Below are 20,150 nucleotides of genomic sequence, written 5' to 3' on the forward strand. Positions count from 1 at the left end.
CGATCAGGTCTTCCTCGTGCTCCAGTCCGATCGACACGCGCACCAGCCCCTCGGACACGCCGGCCGCGTCGCGCTCGGCCGCCGGGACGCCGGAATGCGTGGTGGACGCCGGATGGCAGATCAGCGATTCGGTGCCGCCCAGGCTGACGGCCGACTTGAACAGGTGCAGCGCATTGATGAAGCGAAAGGCCTTGGCGCGCCCGCCCTCCAGCACGAAGGCGAAGGTCGAGCCGGGCCCGGTGCACTGGCGCTTGTAGACGTCCTGGTAGGCCCGGTCGGCAATCATTTCCGGATGGAAGATCTGCACTTTTTCATGTGGATTGCCGGACAGCCATTGGGCCACCTTGGTCGCCGTGCGCGCGGCCTGCTTCATGCGCAGCACCACGGTTTCCATCGAGCGCGTGATCATCCAGCAGGAATGCGGGTCCAGCTGCGAGCCGAACGCGCTGCGGATGGCGCGCACCTTCTTGATCAGCGCCTTGCTGCCGGTGACGGCCCCCGCAACCAGGTCGCTGTGGCCGCCCACGTACTTGGTCAGCGAATACACGCACAGATCCACGCCATGCTCGGCCGGCTTCTGGAAGATCGGACCCAGCAGCGTGTTGTCGCACACCGACACGGGACGATAGCCGTGCCGCGTTTCGAAGGCGTCCAGCTCATTCTTCATGGCTTCGAAATCGATCAGCGCATTGGTCGGATTGGCGGGCGTTTCAACAAAAAACAGGCGCACCGGCCCCTGGGCCGCCGCGGCCTCCAGCGCGGTGCGCATGCTCTTGGCCGACAGGCCGTCTTCGACCGCATGCGAGCCTATGCCCCACTCCGGGAAGATCTTGGAGATCAAGGTCTCGGTGCCGCCATACAGCGGCACGGACTGCACCAGTTGATCGCCCGGCCGCAGAAAGGCCAGGAACACCGCGCTGATCGCCGACATGCCGCTGGAAGTCACCGCGGCATCTTCCGAACCATCCAGCAGCGCCAGGCGGTCTTCGACGATTTCCAGATTGGGATGGTTGAAGCGGCTGTACACCAGCCCCGCCGACTCCCCCTGCGGCAAGGGCTTGCGGCCCGAAACCAGGTCGAAGAACGCCGCGCCGTCCTCGGCCGAGCGGAACGCGAAGGTGGACGTCAGGAACACCGGCGGCTTGACCGCGCCCTCCGACAGGAAGGGGTCGAAGCCGTAGGACATCATCTGGGTTTCGGCATGCAGCGGGCGGCCGAAAATGTCCTTCTTGTGATAGCTGGAGTAACTCATGCTGTGCCTCTCTGTCTGGTTTCCGGATGCCCGGCCGGGCCGCCGGGCAGACGCGTCACGCATGCGGAAACGATAGCGCTGCCGGCCCCGGACTGCATGGAAGAATGACGGTGGCCGGCCTCAAGGGCCCTTCCACCTGCATCGTCCGGCAGGGACAGTGAGAAACAATATTTCTCTTCACCAGGATTTCATGAAAGACGCTGCCGGGTTACATCGACTTGGCGCAATCGCTTGGAAAATCATGAGATCCCGCGGAAGATGGCTGGCGCAGCCTGCCCGCGGCCGCGCCCCTACATCACGCCGGGAACGACGCGGTTGCGGCCCTGCCGCTTGGCTTGATAGAGGCCGCGGTCGGCCACCTGGATCAGGTCGGTGCAAGGCTGGTCGCCCTGAGGCACCGCCGTGGCCGTGCCTATGCTGACCGTCAGCCAGGGGCCATCACCCGTGTCCTTCTGCGGAATCTGCATGGCCTCGACGGCGCGGCGCAGCTTCTCGGCGGCCAGCCGCGCGCTGCCGGCCGGCGTGCCCGGCAGCACCAGCGCGAACTCTTCGCCGCCGAATCGCGCCGCCAGGTCGGTGGACCGGTCGCAACTGGCGAAGATAGTGTTGGCCACCCGCTTGAGCGCCTCGTCGCCAGCGATGTGGCCATAGGTGTCGTTGTAGGCCTTGAAGTGGTCCACGTCGATCATGAGCATGCTGATTTCGCGGCCGTCGCGGCGCGCGCGCTGCCATTCCGCATTCAGGTACTCATCGAAATAACGGCGGTTGCCCAGGCCCGTCAGGCCGTCGGAATTGGTCAGCCGGCGCAGCTCCATATTGCTTTCCAGCAGTTGCTGCTGGCTCTGGCGCAAGGCCTGGTAGGCCTCGTCGCGCTGCACCAGCGCCAGATACGAGCGCGAGTGATAGCGGATGCGCGCCACCAGTTCAATGGAGTCGGGCAGCTTGACCAGGTAGTCGTTGGCGCCGGCGGCAAAGGCCGCGCTCTTGATCGCCGGATCTTCCTTGGTGGACAGCACGATGATGGGGATGTCGCGCGTCACCGGATGGCCACGGTACTCCTGTACCAGGCTCAGTCCGTCCACGCCCGGTAGCACCAGGTCCTGCAGGATGACGGTGGGCCGGGTCTGGATCGCCACGGTCAGCGCTTTTTCCGGGTCCGAGCAATAGTGGAAGTCGATGTTGCCCTCCGTGGCCAGGGCCCGTCTGATGGCCTCGCCGACCATCACCTGGTCGTCGACGAGCAACACCATGGCCGCATGCGAATTCAGGTTCGCCGAAGCCGAGCTGTCAATGGGAGGTTGCATAGTGAGTCCTTGAATGCTGTCGTGGTCCGCGCGCTCAGGCAAAGGCCTGGATCACGCGGGGAGCGATTTGGTCCAATGGGCGGATTTCCACGGCCGCCTGCATGGCGGCCGCGGCCTTGGGCATGCCGTAGACGGCGCTGCTGGCCTGGTCCTGCGCAATCGTCAGGTAGCCGCGCTCGCGCAGCGCCTTCAGCCCGCGCGCGCCATCCTGGCCCATGCCCGTCAGCAGCACGCCGACGGCCAGGCCGCGCCAGTGCTGCGCCACGCTATGGAAAAAAACGTCGATGGAAGGCCGGTACAGGCTTTCCTTGGGGGTTTCGGTGTAACGCAGCGTACCGTCGGCCAACATGTGCAGGTGATCGCCCGTGCCAGCCAGCAGTATCTGGCCGGGCTCGGGCCATTCGCCCTCGCGCACCAGCCTGACGGGCAGCGGCGCCTGTTCATTGAGCCAGTCCGCCATGCCCGCGGCAAACGAGGCGTCCACGTGCTGTACCAGCACGATGCCGGCGGGGAACTCCGGCGGGATTCCCTTCAGCAGTTGCGCCAGCGCCGGCGGGCCGCCAGCCGACGCGCCAATGACCAGGAGCCGCTTGGCGTCCGCCAGCTGCATGGGCCGTGCGACCGGCGTCAGGGCGGGCCGCTTGCCGTAGCGGCCGATCAGCCAGCCCACGTTGCGGATCTTGCGCAGCAGCGGCGCCGCCGCCATGCGCATGTCGCCGCTGCCGATCACTGGCGTGTCCGCCGCGTCCAGCGCCCCGTGGCCCATGGCGTCGAACACGCGCGAGGTATGGCGCGCCACGTCGGCGGTCACCACCACGATCGCGCAGGGCGTTTCGGCCATGATGCGGCGCGTGGCTTCGACGCCGTCCATGATGGGCATGATGAGGTCCATCAGCACCACGTCCGGCCGGTCGCGGGCGCACAGGTCCACGGCCTCCTGGCCGTTGGTCGCGACCCAGGCGAGGTCCAGCCCCGGCTCCAGCGCGATCGCGCGCCGCAGCACTTCCACTGCCATCGGCATGTCGTTGACGATTCCGACTCTCACGTGCGCGCCTTTCCGATCAGGTCTTCCACCGCGTCGAGCAGCGCGTCGTCATGGAAGCTGCCCTTGGCCAGATAATAGTCGGCGCCTGCGTCCAGCCCGCGCCTCCTGTCTTCTTCCCTGTCCTTGTACGACACCACCATCACCGGCAGGCCCTGCAGCTTGGGATCGGCCTTGATGCGCGACACCAGTTCGATGCCGTCCATGCGCGGCATGTCCACGTCGGTCACCACCAGGTCGAATGCCTCGCTGCGCAACATGTTCCAGCCGTCCATGCCGTCCACGGCCACGGCCACGTCGAAGCCGCGGTTCAGCAGCAGCTTGCGTTCCAGCTCCCGCACCGTGAGCGAGTCGTCCACCACCAGCACGCGCTTGCGCCGCCGCGCCTGTTCGGCCGCGCCCGCGCCGTCCACCCGGCTCAGCTGTCCGCCTTCCACCAGCTTCTGCACCGACACCAGCATGTCTTCCACGTCCAGGATCAATAGCGGCGTACCGTCGTCCATCAGGGCGCCCGCCATCACGTCCTGCACCTTGCCCAGGCGCGGGTCCAGGGGCTGCACCACCAGCGTGCGTTCGCCCACGTAGCGGTCCACGGCCACGCCGTAAAGCCGGTCGTGGTCGCCCACCAGCACCACGCACACCGTTTCGGCGGCCGGCGCGGCGCCGCCCGTGCGCAGGATCTGGCGCGCGGAAACCAGCCCGATCTGGCGGTCCATGAAACGGAAATGCTGATGCCCTTCGAGCTGTTCGATGTCTTCGGCGCGCACTTGCAGCGCGTGGTTGACGTAGGCCAGCGGGAAAGCGTAGATCTCTTCCTGCACCTCGACCAGCAGGCTGCGCACCACCGACAGCGACAAGGGCATCTCCAGCATGAAACGGGTGCCCTGCCCCGTCACTTGCTGGATGCGCACCGCGCCGCGCAACTGGCGCACCATGGTCTGCACCACGTCCAGCCCCACGCCGCGCCCCGAGATCTCCGTGACTTCGCCGCGCGTGCTGAAACCCGACAGGAACAGGAACTCCAGCAGCTCGGCCTCGGTCAGCCTGGCCGCGGTTTCCGCGCTGGCCAGCTTGCGCTGCACCACTTCCACGCGCAGCCGGTCCAAGGAAATGCCGGCGCCGTCGTCGCTCAGTTCGATCAGCAGCATGCCGGCCGCATGGCGCGCCGACAGCCTGATCCGGCCTTCGGCCGGCTTGCCCGCGGCCAGCCGGTCCTGCGGCATCTCGATGCCGTGGTCCACTGCGTTGCGCAGCAGGTGCATCAGCGGCGCATCCAGCTTTTCCAGGATGTCGCGATCCACCTGGGTGGATTCGCCTTCGATCTCCAGCCGCACCTGCTTGCCCAGCGCGCGGCCTACATCGCGGACCATGCGCGCCATGCCGCCCACCCCGTCGCCGAACGGCCGCATGCGGCAGGCCAACGCGGTGTCGTACAGACGCTGGGCCAGGTGGCCCATGCGCCAGCCGAATTCGTCGACCTCGCTGGTGCGCTGCGACAGCTCCTGCTGGCATTGCTGGACGATGCGCAAGGCATCGTCCAGCGCGGCTTGCGCCTGCGCGTCCAGCGCCTGGCCAGCCAGGGCCGCGCGCACGCCGTCCAACGCCTGGACCGCGCCCGCCTGCATGCGCTTCAGACGCAGCATGGACGCGCCGAAGGGCGCGATCCAGTGCGACTCCACCAGGGTTTCGCTGGACAGGCCCAGCAATTTGTTGAGGGTGTCGGCCGTCACGCGCAGCACGCGTTCGCCTTCGCCCAATCCCGCGTCCGAGCTGCGCCGTTGCGGCGCGGTGGCGGGCGGCTCATCCAGGACCGGAATCGGCGGCAGGAAATCCGCGGGCTTGGGGAGCGGCGCGGCAGCCGGCGCTGCCGGCAGCGCATGCGGCGCATTGCTCAGCCGCGCCACCAGTTCGTCGATCTCGCTGCCCAGCTCCGCGCCCGGCGTGGCCACGCGCTGCAACAGGTCCGCGCCCATCAACAGGGCGTCGATGTCCGCGGCCTGCAGCCGCAGCCGGCCTTCGCGCGCCTCGACCAGGCAATCCTCCATGGAGTGCGCGATGCGCACCGCCGGATGCAGATCGACGATGCGGGCCGCGCCCTTGAGCGAATGCGCCGCGCGCATGCAGGCTTCCAACTGCGGCGCGGACGTGGGGTCGTGTTCCAGCGCCAGCAGGCCCTTGTTCAGCACCTGCACCTGGGTGCGGGTCTCCAGCTGGAACAATTCCAGAAGCGAAGCGTCGCGCATCTGTTCCGGATTCACGCCAGGCTCCGTTCCAAAGCTTGCATCAGCAAGGTCTCGTCCAACACGCCCACCGCGCGTCCGCCGCAGCGGGCCATGCCGCGCGAGTACTTGAGGCTTGCGCCCTCCACGGTCGCGGGCAGGGGCTCCAGCCCGTCCAGGTCCACGGCATGCATGCCTTCGACCTCATCCACCGGCACGACCACCGCGCGGCCCGCGCCGCCCAGGATCAGCATGCGCGCCGTGGCGGGCCGCTCGCGCGCGTCCTCGACCGCGGCCTCCAGGCCCAGCAGGCGCGCCAGCGATACGCACACGGTAAGGGAGCCGCGCACGTTGGTCACGCCCAGCATCGCCGGGTCACGGCGGTGCGGCAGGCTCAGGATGCCGCGGCTGCCGGCGACTTCGTCCAGCGCGCGGGTCGGCAGTCCCAGCCATTCGCGGTGCACGCGGAACACCAGCAGCGAAGACAGCCTGCCGCGCTCCTGCGGGGCCGCTTCGGCGCCCTGCTCTTCCATTTGCGGTGGCAGACGGTCAAGTATGCGCTTGGCCGCCGCCGCATAGACCGGACAGTTGCGGCAGTGCACGTGCTCGGCCAATTGCGCGCAACTCTTATCGCCGCGGATGCCGATGCGGTTCCAGCAGTCGTCCACGTCGGACAGCGCGTGCATCATTTCATCCACGTCGCGCCTCCCCGCGCGCCGCGCGCGCCTGCAGGCGGCTGGCCGCTTCGTGATCGCCGTCCGACGCCACCAGCGCGGCCAGGTGCAGCAGGGCTTCGCGATGGGTCGGATCCAGGTAGAGCGCCTTGCGGTAGGCCGCTTGCGCCTGGCGCGCGTCGCCTGCCGCGTCCTGCAGCAGGCCTTGCAGATACAGGGCCTCGGCGCTCGCGCCGTGGGCGCCTATGTGCGCCAGGCACTGCGTCATCGCGTCCTGCACCCGGCCCTGGTCGGCCAGGGTCGCGATATGGCGCAAGGAGGCCTGCGCGTCGGGCAACGCGGCCGAGGCGGCCACGGGCGCCGCGGGTATCGCCGGCATGGGCGCATGCGCCAAAGGCAGGCCTGGCTCCGGCGCCTGGGCCAACGGCCTCCTGGGCGGCGTCCAGCTGTGCACGATGGGCCGCGCAGCCACCGGCGCGGCAGGCTCCGCGGGCGGCGGCAGCGGCTTGGCCAGAAAGGCGAACGAACGCGCCATCGGCACCGCGGGCAGCCTGCGGCCCGTCAGCAAGGTGGTTTCGGCCGGGCCGACGAAAAGCACGCCGTCCTCGCGCGTGAAGCTGCGCAGCACCTGCACCGCGCGGGCCTGCGTCGCCGCGTCGAAGTAGATGAGCAGGTTGCGGCAGAACACGAAGTCATAAGGCGCCACCCCGGCCAGCAGATCGGGATCGAACAGGTTGCCCGCCTGAAACCGCACCTGCGCCGCCACCTGGGCGGCCAGTTGGTGGCCGTCGGCGGTCTCGGAAAAATAACGGTCGCGATAGCCCAGGTCATCGCCGCGGAACGAATTGCGGCCGTACAGGCCGCGCCGCGCGAACTCGACCATGCGCACGCTGATGTCGAAGGCGTCGATCTGGAAGCGTTCGGCGGGCACGCCGGCGTCCAGCAGCGCCATGGCAATGGAGTAAGGCTCCTCGCCGCTGGAACAGGGCACGCTCAGCACGCGCAGCACACGGCCTTCGGCGCCCGCGACGTACAGGCGCGCCCGCGCCAGCGCGGCCATGGCCGTCTGCGATTCGGGATAACGAAAAAACCAGGTCTCCGGCACGATGACCGCTTCGATCAGCTGCTGCATCTCGGCGGGTGCAGCCTGCACCTGCCACAGATAGTCCTGTTCGTCGGCAATGCCGGCCATGCCCATTCTGCGCCGCACCGCGCGCTCCACGGCGGCCTTGCCGATGGAGCCGCTATCCAGGCCCATGCGCCGCTTGAGCAAGGCGCTGAACTCGTCGATCAGCATCATGGCCGCGCCTCGCGCGCCGCGCCAGCGGCATCGGCATGGGCGGGAAACAGCAGCGCCCGCACCGGGGCGGGCAGCAGGTCGTCCACGTTGACGGCCTGCACCATGCCGCCGGCATCGCCGAGCACCGCGCCCAGATAGCGCGCCTGCGGATTGTCCAGGCCGCCGGACTGGAACGCGGCGGGATCGTAGTGCACGGTTTCGGTCGCCTGCTCCAGGATCAGTCCCAGCAGATGCTCCGGCCCGCCCGCCTGCGCCTGATAGCGCACCAGGGCCAGCCGGGTGCTGGTCACGGCGGCGGCCGCTCCGCCCCCCGCCAGCGCGCTCATGTCGATGACGGGCACTGCCACGCCGCGGCGGTCCATCACGCCGGCCACCCACGCGGGCGCGCCCGGCACCTGCTTGAACTGGCGCAGGCCCAGCACCTCGGCAATGTCTCTTGCGTCCAGCGCATAGCGGTCGCCGCCGATGCGGAACAGCAGGTACAGCCGGCGTCCGGCCGCGGCAGAGGGAGCGTGCTGCGCCATGGCAACCATCACACCTTGAAGCGCGAAACGCCGCTGCGCAGGTCGTTGGCGACCAGCGTCAGTTCCTCGATCGCCAGCGTGGACTGGCGCAGCGATTCCACGGTCTGCTGGGCGGCGTCGCTCAGCTGTTGCAAGGCCTGGTTGATCTGTTCGGCGCCGGTGGCCTGCGCCTGCATGCCTTCGTTGACCATCTGCACGCGCGGCGCCAGCGTCTGCACCTGCTGGATGATCTGCGACAGCTGGTCGCCCACCTGTTGCATGTCGGCCATGCCGCGCCGCACTTCCTCGGAGAACTTGTCCATGCCCATGACGCCGGCCGACACGGAGGACTGGATCTCGCGCACCATCTGCTCGATGTCGTAGGTAGCGACGGCGGTCTGGTCCGCCAACCGGCGGATCTCGGTCGCCACCACCACGAAGCCGCGGCCGTATTCGCCCGCCTTCTCGGCCTCGATCGCCGCGTTCAGCGACAGCAGGTTGGTCTGGTCCGCCACTTTCGTGATGGTAGTAACCACTTGTGTGATATTGCCGGCCTTCTCGTTCAGGATCGCCAGCTTGGCGTTGACCGAACCGGCCGCGCCGACCACGTTGCGCATGGTGTCTTCCATGCGCGCCAGGCCCACCTGGCCGCTGCCCGCCAGCGCCGCGGTCTGCTCGGCGGCGCCGGAGACTTCGGCCATGGTGCGGACCAGCTCGCGCGAGGTCGCGGAAATTTCGCGCGAGGTCACGCCGATCTCGGTGGTGGTGGCGGCGACTTCGGAAGCCGTCGCCTGCTGCTGCTTGGAGGTGGCCGCGATCTCGGTAACGGAGGTGGCCACCTGCACCGCGGAGCGCTGCGTCTTGCCGACCAGCCCGGTCAGCTCGTCCACCATGCCGTTGAAGCCGGTTTCGATGGCGTTGAATTCGTCCTTGCGCGCCAGCGTCAGGCGCCGCGTCAAATCGCCGCCGCCGGTGGCCTCCAGCGTCTTGACGATGGCGCGCATGGGATTGGCGATGGCGCGCATCAGCAGGATGCCGCAGATGATGGCGGCCACGATCGCCAGGCCCAGCGACAGCAGCATGCGAGTTTCGGCGCTGCTCACCGATTGCTTGATGGCGACGGCCGCTTCATCGGCCTGTTTCTTGTTTTCCAGCACCATCCTGGCGAGGATGTCGCGGCCCTTGTAGAACGCCGGCCGCAGTTCGGCCTTGATCAGCCCCTGCGCCCGCGCCGGGTCCGCCAGCGTGGCGGGTGCAAGAATGTTGGCGCGAATGCGCCTGTACTCCTGCAGTTCTTTCTCGAACTCCTCGAACATCTGCCGGTCATCGTCGCGCGCGATGGTGCGGCGGTACTGTTCAGTGTGTTCCGCCAGCAGCTTGTCGGTTTCGGGCAGACCCGCCAGGATGCTGCTGCGTTCCTGCTCCGTCTCCATGTTGAAGGCATCCTGGACCAGCACGAAACCGGCGAACCAGGAGGCGCGGATCGAGGTGCTGTAGTAGATGCCGGGCACGGCATCGTTATTGATCAGCTCGACTTCGGACTCGATGACCAGCAGGCGCCGGTAATCCATCACCACCATCAACGCCATGATGGCCAGAATCGCCAGGAAGCTGGCCAGGATGCGCTGGCGTAGTGTCAGATTCTTCATGCCGGGAGACCTCTATGCAAAATCAACTCGTCGATTGGACCGAAATATTCTGGAACAAAACCAGGGACACAAGGCTGTCCATTTATTACGGGATGTTGTGAGTTGGTCGACAATTATTGCAAAGGCAAACGCCGACAGCCACGTAAAACGCGGAAATTGCCGGAAATATGGCGCTTTGCGTCGGAAAAAAGCAAAGCCCTCTTACAAGGGCTTGTCTTTTCCCGCAACAATGCGTACCGGACCCGTTTTCAGGCGGCGCCGCTCCAGAGCGTTGCGGGCGGGCGGGATTGCACCCAGTCGCGCGCCTGCCCGTAGGCGTGCGCAAGCTGCAGCACGGCCAGGTCGGCCTGCGGCGGCCCGATAAGCTGCATGCCCATGGGCAGCCCGGCGGCGTTGAATCCCACCGGCACGCTGATCACCGGGCAGCCCGCCAGCGTCCAGGGCGTAACGGTCTCCATCCAGCGGTGATAAGTGTCCATGGGACGCCCGGCGATCTCCTTGGGCCAGTCCAGCGCCGCGTCGAAGGGGAACACCTGGGCCGACGGCACCGCCAGATAATCCACGTCCTCGAACATGCGCAGCACGGTCTGATACCAGGCGCTACGCTCTTCCGTGGCCTGGTAAACCTGCCGCGCCGTCATGCCTTCCAGCCCTTCGACCTCCCAGACCACGGCGGGCTTCACCAGCTTGCGGGTTTCGGGATTCTGGACCAGGGGGTGCAGTTGTCCGCCCACCATCAGGTGGCGGTGGGCCAGCCAGATGCGCCAGAGGCGCTCGCCGGCGAATGGCACCCGGTAGTCGACCGCTACGCAGCCGGTCTGCGCCAGGTCGGCCAGCGCCTGCTCGCACAGTTCCAGAATGCCCGCCTCCATCGGCAGATAGCCATTCCAGTCGCCCAGCCAGCCCACGCGCTTGCCGCGCAGGTCGGCGTCCAGCGGCTGGGCGAACTGCGCCGGGTCGCCGGTCAGGGACAACGGCACGCGGCGATCGGGGCCGGCCATCACGGACAGCAGCATGGCCACGTCGCGCGGCGTGCGGCCCATCGGCCCCTCAAACGCGAGCTGCTTGAGGAACACCTCGGTCGATGGCCCGTAAGGCACCCGGCCGGCGGACGGACGCATGCCGTAGACGTTGCAGAACGCCGCGGGATTGCGCAACGAGCCGCCGAAATCGCTGCCGTCCGCCACCGGCAACATGCGCGCCGCCAGCGCAGCCGCCGCCCCGCCGCTGCTGCCGCCCGCTGTCCGGGAAGGATCGTAGGGGTTGCCGGTGGCGCCATACACCTGGTTATAGGTGTGCGAGCCCAAGCCGAACTCCGGCACGTTGCTGCGGCCGATGAAGATGGCGCCGGACGCGCGCATGCGTTCGATGATGATGGAGTCATGCGCCGTGACCTGATCCTTGTAGACCAGCGAGCCCATGGACGTGACCATGCCGCGCACCGCGGTCAGGTCCTTGGGCGCCTGCGGCATGCCATGCAGCCAGCCCAGCCACTGTCCCGCGGCCAGTTGGGCGTCGCGCTCATCGGCTTCGCGCAGCAGTTCGTCGCTGTCGCGCCGCGCAACGATGGCGTTGAGCTTGGGATTGACCCGGTCGATGTGCGCCAGATAGGCCGCCATGACCTCGCGGCAAGACACCTGACGCTTGCGGATCGCCTCGGACAGCGCGTGCGCGGGCAGCGCCACGATGTCGTTCAATGGGGCGGCTGCGGCCGGGGCGGCAATGGTCATGCGGGTCTCCTTGCGGCGCGCCTTCGACTCGGGGCGCCTGTTCATATGGGGTCGCGCTTGCCGGACGCCGGCCGCGCAGGCAGACAATACTACGCAAACCACAGGCGCCGCGCTTGCCGCGCCGGATCGCGCGGCAGGCCGGAAAACTTGCGCCAGATCAAACCGCTGGCGGGCGCACCCGCCCTAAGATCGCCATCCGCCCCCCAAGGAGACGAGCTTGAACTCGACCGCCGACATCTGCACCGAAGCCGAAATCCGCGACCTGGTGCACGCCTTCTACGGCAAGGCGCGCGCCGACGCGCAGCTGGGCCCGGTCTTCAACAGTCAAGTGCACGACTGGGACGAGCATCTGGCGACCCTGTCGGATTTCTGGTCCGCCGTGCTGCTGGGCACACGCCGCTTCACCGGCATGCCCATGCCCAAGCATGCCGCCATGCCGCATCTCAGCGCGGAACTGTTCGAGCGCTGGCTGGCGCTGTGGCAGGAGACCACCGACGCCCTGCCCAACCGCGCCCTGGCCGACGCGGCACAGGAAATGGCCAGGCGCATGGCGCGCAGCCTGTGGTACGGCTACCAGCTCAGCCGCGATCCCAACCAGCCGCTGACCGAGTTGCGCCCGGCCTGATCACTCCACTCGCCACCAGCCGGGCAACAAGCCGCGCACCTTGGCGCGGCGGTAGCGGTCGTCGATCAGGTGCACCGTGCCCACGTCGTGTTCCGTGCGGATGACGCGGCCCGCCGCCTGCACCACCTTTTGCATGCCGGGGTACAGGTAGGTGTAGTCGTAGCCGTTCTCCACGCCATAGCGCAAGTCCATGGCGCGCTTCATGTTCTCGTTCACGGGATTCACCTGCGGCAACCCCAGCGTGGCGATGAACGCGCCGATCAGCCGCTTGCCGGGCAGGTCCACGCCTTCTGAAAAAGCGCCGCCCAGCACCGCGAAACCCACGCCCTGCCCCGTTTCGGTAAAGCGCGCCAGGAACGCGGCGCGGCCCGCCTCGTCCATGCCCGGCGTCTGCAGCCAGATCGGCACCGAAGGATGGCGCTCGCGCATCAGGTCCGACACCTGGCGCAGATAGTCGAAGCTGCTGAGAAAGCCCAGGTAGTTCCCCGGCCGCTCGGCGTATTGCCGCGCAATCAGTTCGACGATGGGCGACAGCGAGCGCTCGCGGTCGCGATAGCGCGTGGACACATTGCCCACCACCCTCACCGCCAGCTGCTCGGCCTGGAATGGCGCGGCCACGTCGAGCCAGGGGGTGGCCGCGGGCAGGCCCAGCGTGTCGCGGTAGAACTGCTGCGGGCTCAGCGTGCCCGAGAACAGCACCGTGGCGTGCGCGGCCGCGTAACGCGCCGCGAGGTACGGCGCCGGGATCACGTTGCGCACGCACAGCACGGAGGGCGGCGTCTTGGCGCCGGCCGCGCTGGCGTCCGACAAGGTCACGTCGAACAGCGCATGCGAGCCGAATTGCTCGGCCAGGCGCATGAACTGCAAGGCCTCGAAATAGAACCCCAGCACGGGATCATCCTGCGGCAACGGGTTTTCGGCCATGTGCTCCATGATCGCGCCGACCGCCTTCTGCACCGCGGCCAGCACCCCGGCCGCGACTTCGTCATAGGCCTGGTAGCGCTCCGCCTGCTTCTTGTTGAGCGCGTTCCATGAGCGCTGCAAGCCATCCAGGGACTTCTTCAACCCCTTGGGCGCGGCGTAGCGCGCCGCCGCCAGCGAGCCCTGGTCGAGCTCGCCCGTGTACATGCGGCGCGCCCGGTCGACCAGGTTGTGGGCCTCGTCCACCAGCACGGACACCTTCCACTGGTAGGCCTGCGTCATGGCGTACAGCATTGCCGTGGCGTCGTAGTAGTAGTTGTAGTCGCCCACCACCACGTCGCTCCAGCGGATCAGCTCCTGCGACAGGTAGTACGGACAGACCTGGTGTTCGCGCGCGGCCGCGGCCACCGTCGCGGCATCCAGCCGCGCGTGCGCCAGCGCGGCCTCGCGCGCCTGCGGCAAGCGGTCGTAGAAGCCCTGGGCCAGCGGACAGGATTCGCCATGGCAGGCCAGGTCCGGATGCACGCAGGTCTTGTCGCGCGCCTGCAGATCCAGCACCCGCAAGCCGGGCGCGGCGGGCTGCGCGTTGACCGTGTCCAGCGCCTCCAGTGCCAGGCCGCGGCCCGGGCTCTTGGCGGCCAGGAAGAAGATCTTGTCCAGGCCCGCGCCCGGGCTGGCCTTGAGCAGCGGAAAAATCGTCCCCAGCGTCTTGCCTATGCCGGTGGGCGCCTGCGCCATCAGGCAACCGCCGTCGCGGGCCGTGCGGTACGCGGCCACGGCGAGCTCGCGCTGACCCGCGCGGAATTCGCCGTGCGGAAACTTCAGCGCCTCCAACGCCGCGTCGCGCGACTGGCGGTGCGCCAGTTCCGTCGCCGCCCTGGCCAGGAATCGTCCGCATTGCTCGCGGAAGAACGCCTCCAGCGCGGCGGCCTCATGCGTTTCCACCAGCACCGTCTCTTCCTCGGTGACCACGTTGTAGTACACCAGCGCCACGCGCAGGCTTGCGAGTCCGCGCGCCTGGCAGAGCAGATGCCCATACACCTTGGCCTGCGCCCAATGCACGGCGCGGTGGTTGTCGCGCACGCTATCGAGTTGGCCGCGGTAGGTCTTGATTTCTTCGAGTTGCTTGGCCACGGGGTCGTAGCCGTCGGCGCGGCCGCGCACCAGCAGATTTTCATGCTGGCCGGACAGCGCCACCTCGGTCTCGTAATCCGGCCCCCGGCGGCCCGTCACGGCCGCGTGGCCCGCCATGCCCTCCAGGCCGGTGGGCGCGGGCGTGAAGCGCAGGTCCAGATCCCCTGCCCGCGCCGTGAATTCGCACAGGGCGCGCACCGCCACGGCATAGCTCATGCGCCGTCCTCGCGCCAGCTGACGTGGCACACCCGCACCGGCATGCCATGCGACACGCAATACCGCAGCCAGCGGATCTGGTTGTCCTGCAGCTTGTCGCCCGGCCCCTTGACCTCGATCAGTTCATAGCGGCGCTCGACCGGCCAGAAGCGGATCAGGTCCGGCAGGCCGGAGCGGTTGGTCTTGACGTCGCGCAGCAGGCGTTCGAAGTACAGCTTCAAGTGGGCGGCAGGCAGGCAGTCCAGCGCCTGCGTCAGCAGGTCCTCCGACAGCGCGCCCCAGAAAACGAAGGGCGATTGCAGGCCGGATTTTTCGACATAGCGTTGCAGGATCAGGTCGCGGTAGCCCGGCGTGTCCAGCTGCGCCAAGCACTGGGTGAACAGCGCCGCGCGGCGCTCATGGAAATCCGGCGCGTCCAGGTCGGCCGGGCCGCGTTGGAACGGGTGGAAGAAAGCGCCCGGCAAGGGCGCGAACACCGCGGGCCAGCACAGCAGTCCGAACAACGAATTGATCAGCGCATTTTCCACGTAGTGCACGGGCGCATCGTCGCGGTGCAGGTGGTCGCGCGTGACGAACTCCACCGAAGCGGGCTCTGCCGGCCGCGCCAGCGTCAGATCGGTGCGCAGCAAGGCGGGAGCCGGTTCGCGCGCCGGAGCGCCCTGCCCTGCGCCACGGTACAGCCGCGGCAGCATGCGCGCCAGGCGCTGGCTTTCCTCTTCGCTTTCAGGCTGAGCCTGGGCCTGCAGCGCCAGGGCCAATGCGTCGCCGTGCCGCGCCATGCGCTCATACACGCGGATGCGGCGGTGGCGCGCGCCGGGATACGCGCAGGCCTCGTACACGCGTTGCGCGGTGCCCCAGTCCTGCAACCGCTCGCAAGCCTGCCCAATGCGCAGCAGAACCTTGGCCCGGCGCTTTTCCAGCCAGGGGTTGCCGCTGGCGCAGGCCTGGACGGCCAGCATCAGCGCATCGGCATCGGCCCCCTCTTCCAGCGCGACGCGGCAAGCGTGCAGCGCCAGATAGCAGTCCACGTCTTCACGCGTCTGGAACGCGCGCGACGAGGCGTCGAACGGCACGGTCTCGTACTGAAACACGCCCAGGTCGGCCAGCACGAACTCCGACCAGTCCTGGTGCAGATTGCCGAAAAACATCAGACGGAATCGCTCGCAGATGTCCGATACGGTGACGCGCCAAACCGGCTCGTCCGCCGCGGGATTCCAGTCCGCATAAGGCCGCGCATCCGCGCCCGCCGCGCGCGCGGCCTCCAGCAGATCGCCCTTGCGCGAGGCGGACTTGGCCGGCAGCTGCGCAAACATGCGGTTCAGCTCCGGCTTGGTATGCAGGCCGAAGAGTTCATCCAGCGTCATCGGCGCCTGCGCGTCCAGCCAGCCCAATTGCAGCAGCGGGCCCGCGGCGGCCTCCGTCGCGCCGATCTCTTCGTAGGTCAGCCGGCTGGCGCGGAACCAGGGGCCACGCCGCATCAGCATGCGCACCATCAGGGCCTGGGATGCCTGCGGCAAGGCGGGAAATTCCGCCATGAAGCGGCGCTCGGCGTCGTCCAGCAGGTCGGCGTAGCGCTCGCCCACCCAGGTCAGCGCGCGCTGGAAGTTGTGCAGATAGTAGTAACGGTAGGCGGGAAACATCGGCCGGGCCGGAGGACTGGATATTTATCCAGCAATCATAGCAGGCGCGCCCGGCCCGCGTCCCGCGCTTCAGGCCTGCCCGTGGCGCACCAGAACGAAACCTTCGTCTTCTTCCGGCTCGACGAAGTACGCCGTGATCGCGTCGTATTGTTCGTCCGTGGTGGTGTATGGGTGCGTGCCCGAGGCATTGCGCGCGCGCAGCCTGGCCTTGCAGACCTCGTCGGGCAGATCCAGGAAATGCAGCTGATGGGCGCAGCCGGCCTCTTGCGCCACCTGGCGTAGCCATGCGCGGCTGCGCCGCGTGTTGGCCGGGAAGTCCAGCACCACCGACAAACCCGCCCTGACCAGCGCCGCCACATGGCTGCCCATGGCGTTGCGCAGGCGGCTGGCGCAGCGGGCGTAGTCGGTCAGGTCCACGATCTCTCCGGGGTACAGCGTCGCCAGCCAGCTGTCCTCGCTGAGCAGGATGGTGCCGGGCCGCGCCGCCAGCGCCTGCGCCAGCGTGGATTTGCCGGCGCCGATCTTGCCGCACAGGAAGTGCAGCATGGGCGTGGCCGTGGTGGAAGGTTCTGTGGACATCATGAAGTGCTCTCCTGGAAAAAACTGCGGCAGGAGGCGGGCCAACAAAAAACCCGCCTCTGGCGGGTTTATGTAGCGATGTACCGACGCGCGCTAACCCACCATGGACCTGATGGTGGTAATAATCAGCGCGAAGGCGGTTGCGGGGCTATGCATGTGGCGTAGCTTGCGCCCGGCATCGGGGCTTGTCAAATCGCCCATGAAAAACGCGGCGCCGGCAGCCGCAAGGGCTTGCCGGCGCCGCGCGCGCGGTCAGGCGTCAACGCGCCGGCTGCGGCGCCGCCCCCACATCCTTGCGCACCTTGGCCACGTCGGCGGCGGTGACGGCCGCCCCCTGGTTGCCCCAGCTGGACCGCACGAACGTCACCACGTCGGCGACCTCCTTGTCGGTCATGCGCCAGTCAAAGCCCGGCATCGCGTAAGCAGTCGGCGCGGCGGCGGTGGCCGGCATCTGCGCGCCCTTGAGCACGATGTGGATCAGGGACGCGGGGTCCGCCGAGTTCACCGTGGAGCTGAGCGCCAGCTGCGGGAAGGTTTCCGCATAGCCCTTGCCCGTGCTGCGGTGGCAGGCCGCGCAGTTGTTGAGGAACGCCATGGCGCCGTCGCCCTTGTCGTGCCCTGTGCGCAGCGCCTGCGCCACGGACTCGTTGTAGGCCAGCGGCTTGGTGGCGTCCTTGTTCACCGGCGGCAGGCTCTTCAGATAGGCCGCGATGGCGTTCAGGTCGGCATCGGACAGATGCTGCGTGCTGTCGCCCACCACCTGAGCCATGCCGCCGAAAGCCGCGGAATGGCCGTTGCGGCCGGACTTCAGGAAGGCCACGATGTCCGCCTGGCTCCAGCTGCCCAGGCCGTCGGTGGTGTCGCCGCGCAGGTTCTTGGCCAGCCAGCCTTCGACCACGCCGCCGGACAGGAAGGCCGAGCCGTCCGCCTCGGTCAACGCCTTTTCCTGCAAGGCGACGCCGCGCGGCGTGTGGCAGGTGCTGCAATGGCCCAGGCCTTCGACCAGGTACTGGCCGCGCAAGAGCGCGGCGCGGTCGGCGCCCTGGGTGTCAGCCGTCACCGGCGCCGTGGCCACGTCAGGCGCAAACATCCAGCGCCACACGCCTAGCGGCCAGCGCATCGACAAAGGCCAGATGATGTCCGTGTCCTTGTTCTCCTGCTTCACCGGCTCGACGCCGTGCATGAAATAGGCGTACAGGGCCTTCACATCCTCGGGCGTGACCTTGGCGTAGGCGGTGTACGGCATCGCCGGATACAGCGAGTGTCCGTCCTTGGCCACGCCGTGGCGCACGGCACGGTCGAAGTCCTCGTAGGAGTAGCCGCCGATGCCGGTGTTCTTGTCGGGCGTGATGTTGGTGGAATAGATCATGCCCAGCGGCGAATCGATGCCCAGGCCGCCCGCGAACGGCTTGCCGTCCTTGGCCGTGTGGCAGGCGATGCAGTCGCCGGCGCGCGACAGGTACTCGCCCTGCTTGATCATCTGGGCGTCGGCGGCGGCCGGCGTGCCGTCCGCGGCGAACGCGGCGCTGGCCGCCAGGGCGGAGATGGCCGCAACAATGGTCTGCTTAATCATTGTGCCGTCTCCTTAAGCCTGGACCAGCGGGCCGGGATTCTTCAGGTACAGGTCGCGGATCGCCTGCGCCGACCAATAGGCCAGCGCCCCGACCAGGCCGGTGGGGTTGTAGCCCATGTTCTGCGGGAACACGCAGGCGCCCATCACGAACAGGTTGGGCACGTCCCAGCTCTGCAGGTACTTGTTGACCACGCTTTCCTTGGGATTGGAGCCCATGATGGCGCCGCCCGTGTTGTGCGTGCTCTGGTAGACCCGTGTGTCGTAGCGCGCGCCCTTCTTGCGCACCCCCACGGCATACTTTTCGGGCTTCATGGCCTTGGCCACTTCTTCCATGCGCTTGCCCATGTAGCCCAGCATGTCGAATTCGTTGTCATGCCAGTCGAAGGTCATGCGCAGCAGAGGCTGGCCGAAGCTGTCCTTGTAGGTGGGGTCCAGCGACAGGTAGGCGTCGCGGTACGACATCACCGAACCGGAAATGCCTATGGTCATGTGGCGCTGGTAGGCGTCCTGCACCCCGGCCTTCCAGCCCGTGCCCCAAGTGGGCGTACCCGGCATGGTGGGCGTCTGCTTGATCGGACGGCCGCCGTAGCGCACGTGGCGGATGCTGGCGCCGCCCAGGAAACCCAGCGGACCGTGGTCGAACTGGTCGCCGTTCAGGTCGTCCATGCCCACGCCGCCCGCGCCCGTGCCCACGAAGGGGTTGAGCTGGGTGCCCTTGGGCAGCAGCACGCTGACGCCGCCGTTCATCTGGTAGGCGTAGTTCTTGCCCACCACGCCTTCATTGGTCTTGGGATCGTAGGGCTTGCCGATGCCGGACAGCAGCAGCAGGCGCACGTTGTGCATCTGGTAGGCCGACAGGATCACCAGGTCCGCCGGCTGCTCCACTTCGCGGCCTTGCGCGTCGATGTAGGTCACGCCCACGGCCTTCTTGCCGCTGGAATCCAGATTGACCTTGATCACGTGCGAATGCGTGCGCAGTTCGAAGTTGGGCTTCTTCAGCAGCACCGGCAGAATGGTGGTCTGCGGCGAGGCCTTCGAATACATGTAGCAGCCGTAGTTCTCGCAGAAACCGCAGAAATTACAGGGCCCCAGGCGCACGCCATATGGGTTGGTGTACGGACCCGAGGCATTGGCCGCGGGCGCCGGATACGGATGGAAGCCGACTTCGCGCGCCGCCTTGTCGAACAGCTGGGCGCCGTAGGTGGTGGTCAGGGGCGGCAGCGGGAATTCCTTGCTGCGCTTGCCTTCCAGCGGGTTGCCGCCTTCGACGATCTGGCCGTTCAGGTTGCCGGCCTTGCCGGAGGTGCCGCAGACGTATTCGAACTTGCTGAAGTACGGCTCCAGCTCGTCATAGGTCACGCCGAAATCCTGGATGGTCATGCCTTCAGGAATGAAGCTCTTGCCGTAGCGCGTTTCGTAGCGGGTGCGCAGCTCCAGCTCTTCGGGCAACACGCGATAGTGCATGCCGTTCCAGTGGAAGCCCGCCCCGCCCACGCCCGTGCCCAGCAGGAACGAACCGTTCTGCCGGTACGGCACGGCCACATCGTCCACGCCATGGCGGATGGTCACGGTTTCCTTGGACAGGTCCTGGAACAGCTTGCCGCGCACGGAATACGCCAGCTCGTCCGCAACCTTGGGGTACTCGGCGTCCTTGGGCGTGTCCTGCATCGCGCCGCGCTCCAGCGCCAGCACGTGCAACCCGGCCTCGGTCAGCTCCTGGCCGAGGATCGCGCCGGTCCAGCCGAACCCGACCAGCACCGCATCGACTTTGTCTTTTTTGATCGCCATG

Annotated in this window: 15 protein-coding genes; 1 reads left to right on the top strand and 14 read right to left on the bottom strand. The window is 67.8% G+C overall.

Translation table 11 applies throughout. From position 1 onward, the window contains the following. The 9 genes from N5C88_RS21745 to N5C88_RS21785 form a co-directional block, all read right to left on the bottom strand. Positions 1-1,252, bottom strand: a 1,252-nt coding sequence (locus N5C88_RS21745; RefSeq protein ID WP_280016209.1) for a cystathionine gamma-synthase family protein, incomplete at its 3' end; no start/stop codon positions are given. Positions 1,253-1,542: 290 nt separating this feature from the next. Continuing rightward, a complete protein-coding gene (locus tag N5C88_RS21750; protein ID WP_059373117.1) occupies positions 1,543-2,556 on the bottom strand; it encodes a PleD family two-component system response regulator in 1,014 nt (337 codons plus the stop codon). 34 nt (positions 2,557-2,590) lie between these two features. Then, positions 2,591-3,601 carry a chemotaxis response regulator protein-glutamate methylesterase gene (locus N5C88_RS21755; RefSeq protein ID WP_059373119.1) on the bottom strand — a complete coding sequence of 337 codons (1,011 nt, stop codon included), beginning with the start codon at positions 3,599-3,601 and terminating at the stop codon, positions 2,591-2,593. After that, positions 3,598-5,856, bottom strand: coding sequence for a hybrid sensor histidine kinase/response regulator (locus N5C88_RS21760; RefSeq protein WP_280016210.1), 2,259 nt, complete (start codon positions 5,854-5,856; stop codon positions 3,598-3,600). Before N5C88_RS21760 ends, N5C88_RS21755 begins: the two co-directional genes overlap by 4 nt. Beyond that, positions 5,853-6,506 carry a chemotaxis protein CheW gene (locus tag N5C88_RS21765; protein ID WP_223283417.1) on the bottom strand — a complete coding sequence of 218 codons (654 nt, stop codon included), beginning with the start codon at positions 6,504-6,506 and terminating at the stop codon, positions 5,853-5,855. The genes N5C88_RS21760 and N5C88_RS21765 overlap by 4 nt, the downstream gene beginning before the upstream one ends. A 1-nt stretch (position 6,507) precedes the next feature. Continuing rightward, on the bottom strand, positions 6,508-7,791 hold the full coding sequence (locus tag N5C88_RS21770) for a CheR family methyltransferase (protein ID WP_280016211.1): 1,284 nt from the start codon (positions 7,789-7,791) through the stop codon (positions 6,508-6,510). Continuing rightward, complete coding sequence (locus N5C88_RS21775; protein ID WP_205736606.1) at positions 7,788-8,315, bottom strand: chemotaxis protein CheW; 528 nt, start codon at positions 8,313-8,315, stop codon at positions 7,788-7,790. The genes N5C88_RS21770 and N5C88_RS21775 overlap by 4 nt, the downstream gene beginning before the upstream one ends. Positions 8,316-8,323: 8 nt before the next feature. Beyond that, a complete protein-coding gene (locus N5C88_RS21780) occupies positions 8,324-9,943 on the bottom strand; it encodes a methyl-accepting chemotaxis protein (RefSeq protein WP_059373124.1) in 1,620 nt (539 codons plus the stop codon). A 248-nt stretch (positions 9,944-10,191) separates the two neighbouring features. After that, positions 10,192-11,673 (bottom strand): amidase, encoded by a 1,482-nt coding sequence (locus N5C88_RS21785; protein ID WP_118933289.1) that lies wholly within the window; start codon positions 11,671-11,673, stop codon positions 10,192-10,194. A 217-nt stretch (positions 11,674-11,890) separates the two neighbouring features. Between N5C88_RS21785 and N5C88_RS21790 the strand changes: the two genes are divergently transcribed. Continuing rightward, positions 11,891-12,298 carry a group III truncated hemoglobin gene (locus tag N5C88_RS21790; RefSeq protein ID WP_059373127.1) on the top strand — a complete coding sequence of 136 codons (408 nt, stop codon included), beginning with the start codon at positions 11,891-11,893 and terminating at the stop codon, positions 12,296-12,298. Here the strand turns inward: N5C88_RS21790 and N5C88_RS21795 are convergent, their stop codons facing one another. The 5 genes from N5C88_RS21795 to N5C88_RS21815 all read right to left on the bottom strand — a co-directional run bounded on the left by N5C88_RS21795 (position 12,299) and on the right by N5C88_RS21815 (position 20,149). Then, positions 12,299-14,569: an ATP-dependent DNA helicase gene (locus N5C88_RS21795; RefSeq protein WP_280016212.1), complete on the bottom strand. Its 2,271-nt coding sequence runs from the start codon at positions 14,567-14,569 to the stop codon at positions 12,299-12,301. It abuts the gene before it with no gap. Further along, complete coding sequence (locus N5C88_RS21800; RefSeq protein WP_280016213.1) at positions 14,566-16,209, bottom strand: VRR-NUC domain-containing protein; 1,644 nt, start codon at positions 16,207-16,209, stop codon at positions 14,566-14,568. The genes N5C88_RS21795 and N5C88_RS21800 overlap by 4 nt, the downstream gene beginning before the upstream one ends. 69 nt (positions 16,210-16,278) lie before the next feature. Continuing rightward, on the bottom strand, positions 16,279-16,791 hold the full coding sequence (locus tag N5C88_RS21805) for an ATP-binding protein (protein ID WP_251879746.1): 513 nt from the start codon (positions 16,789-16,791) through the stop codon (positions 16,279-16,281). A gap of 256 nt (positions 16,792-17,047) precedes the next feature. After that, a complete protein-coding gene (locus tag N5C88_RS21810; RefSeq protein ID WP_251879745.1) occupies positions 17,048-18,361 on the bottom strand; it encodes a cytochrome c in 1,314 nt (437 codons plus the stop codon). 12 nt (positions 18,362-18,373) lie between these two features. Next, positions 18,374-20,149 (bottom strand): GMC family oxidoreductase, encoded by a 1,776-nt coding sequence (locus N5C88_RS21815; RefSeq protein WP_059373138.1) that lies wholly within the window; start codon positions 20,147-20,149, stop codon positions 18,374-18,376. Between the last annotated feature and the right edge of the window lies 1 nt (position 20,150).

Source organism: Achromobacter sp. GD03932 (assembly GCF_029839485.1).
Lineage (GTDB): Bacteria > Pseudomonadota > Gammaproteobacteria > Burkholderiales > Burkholderiaceae_B > Achromobacter > Achromobacter bronchisepticus_A.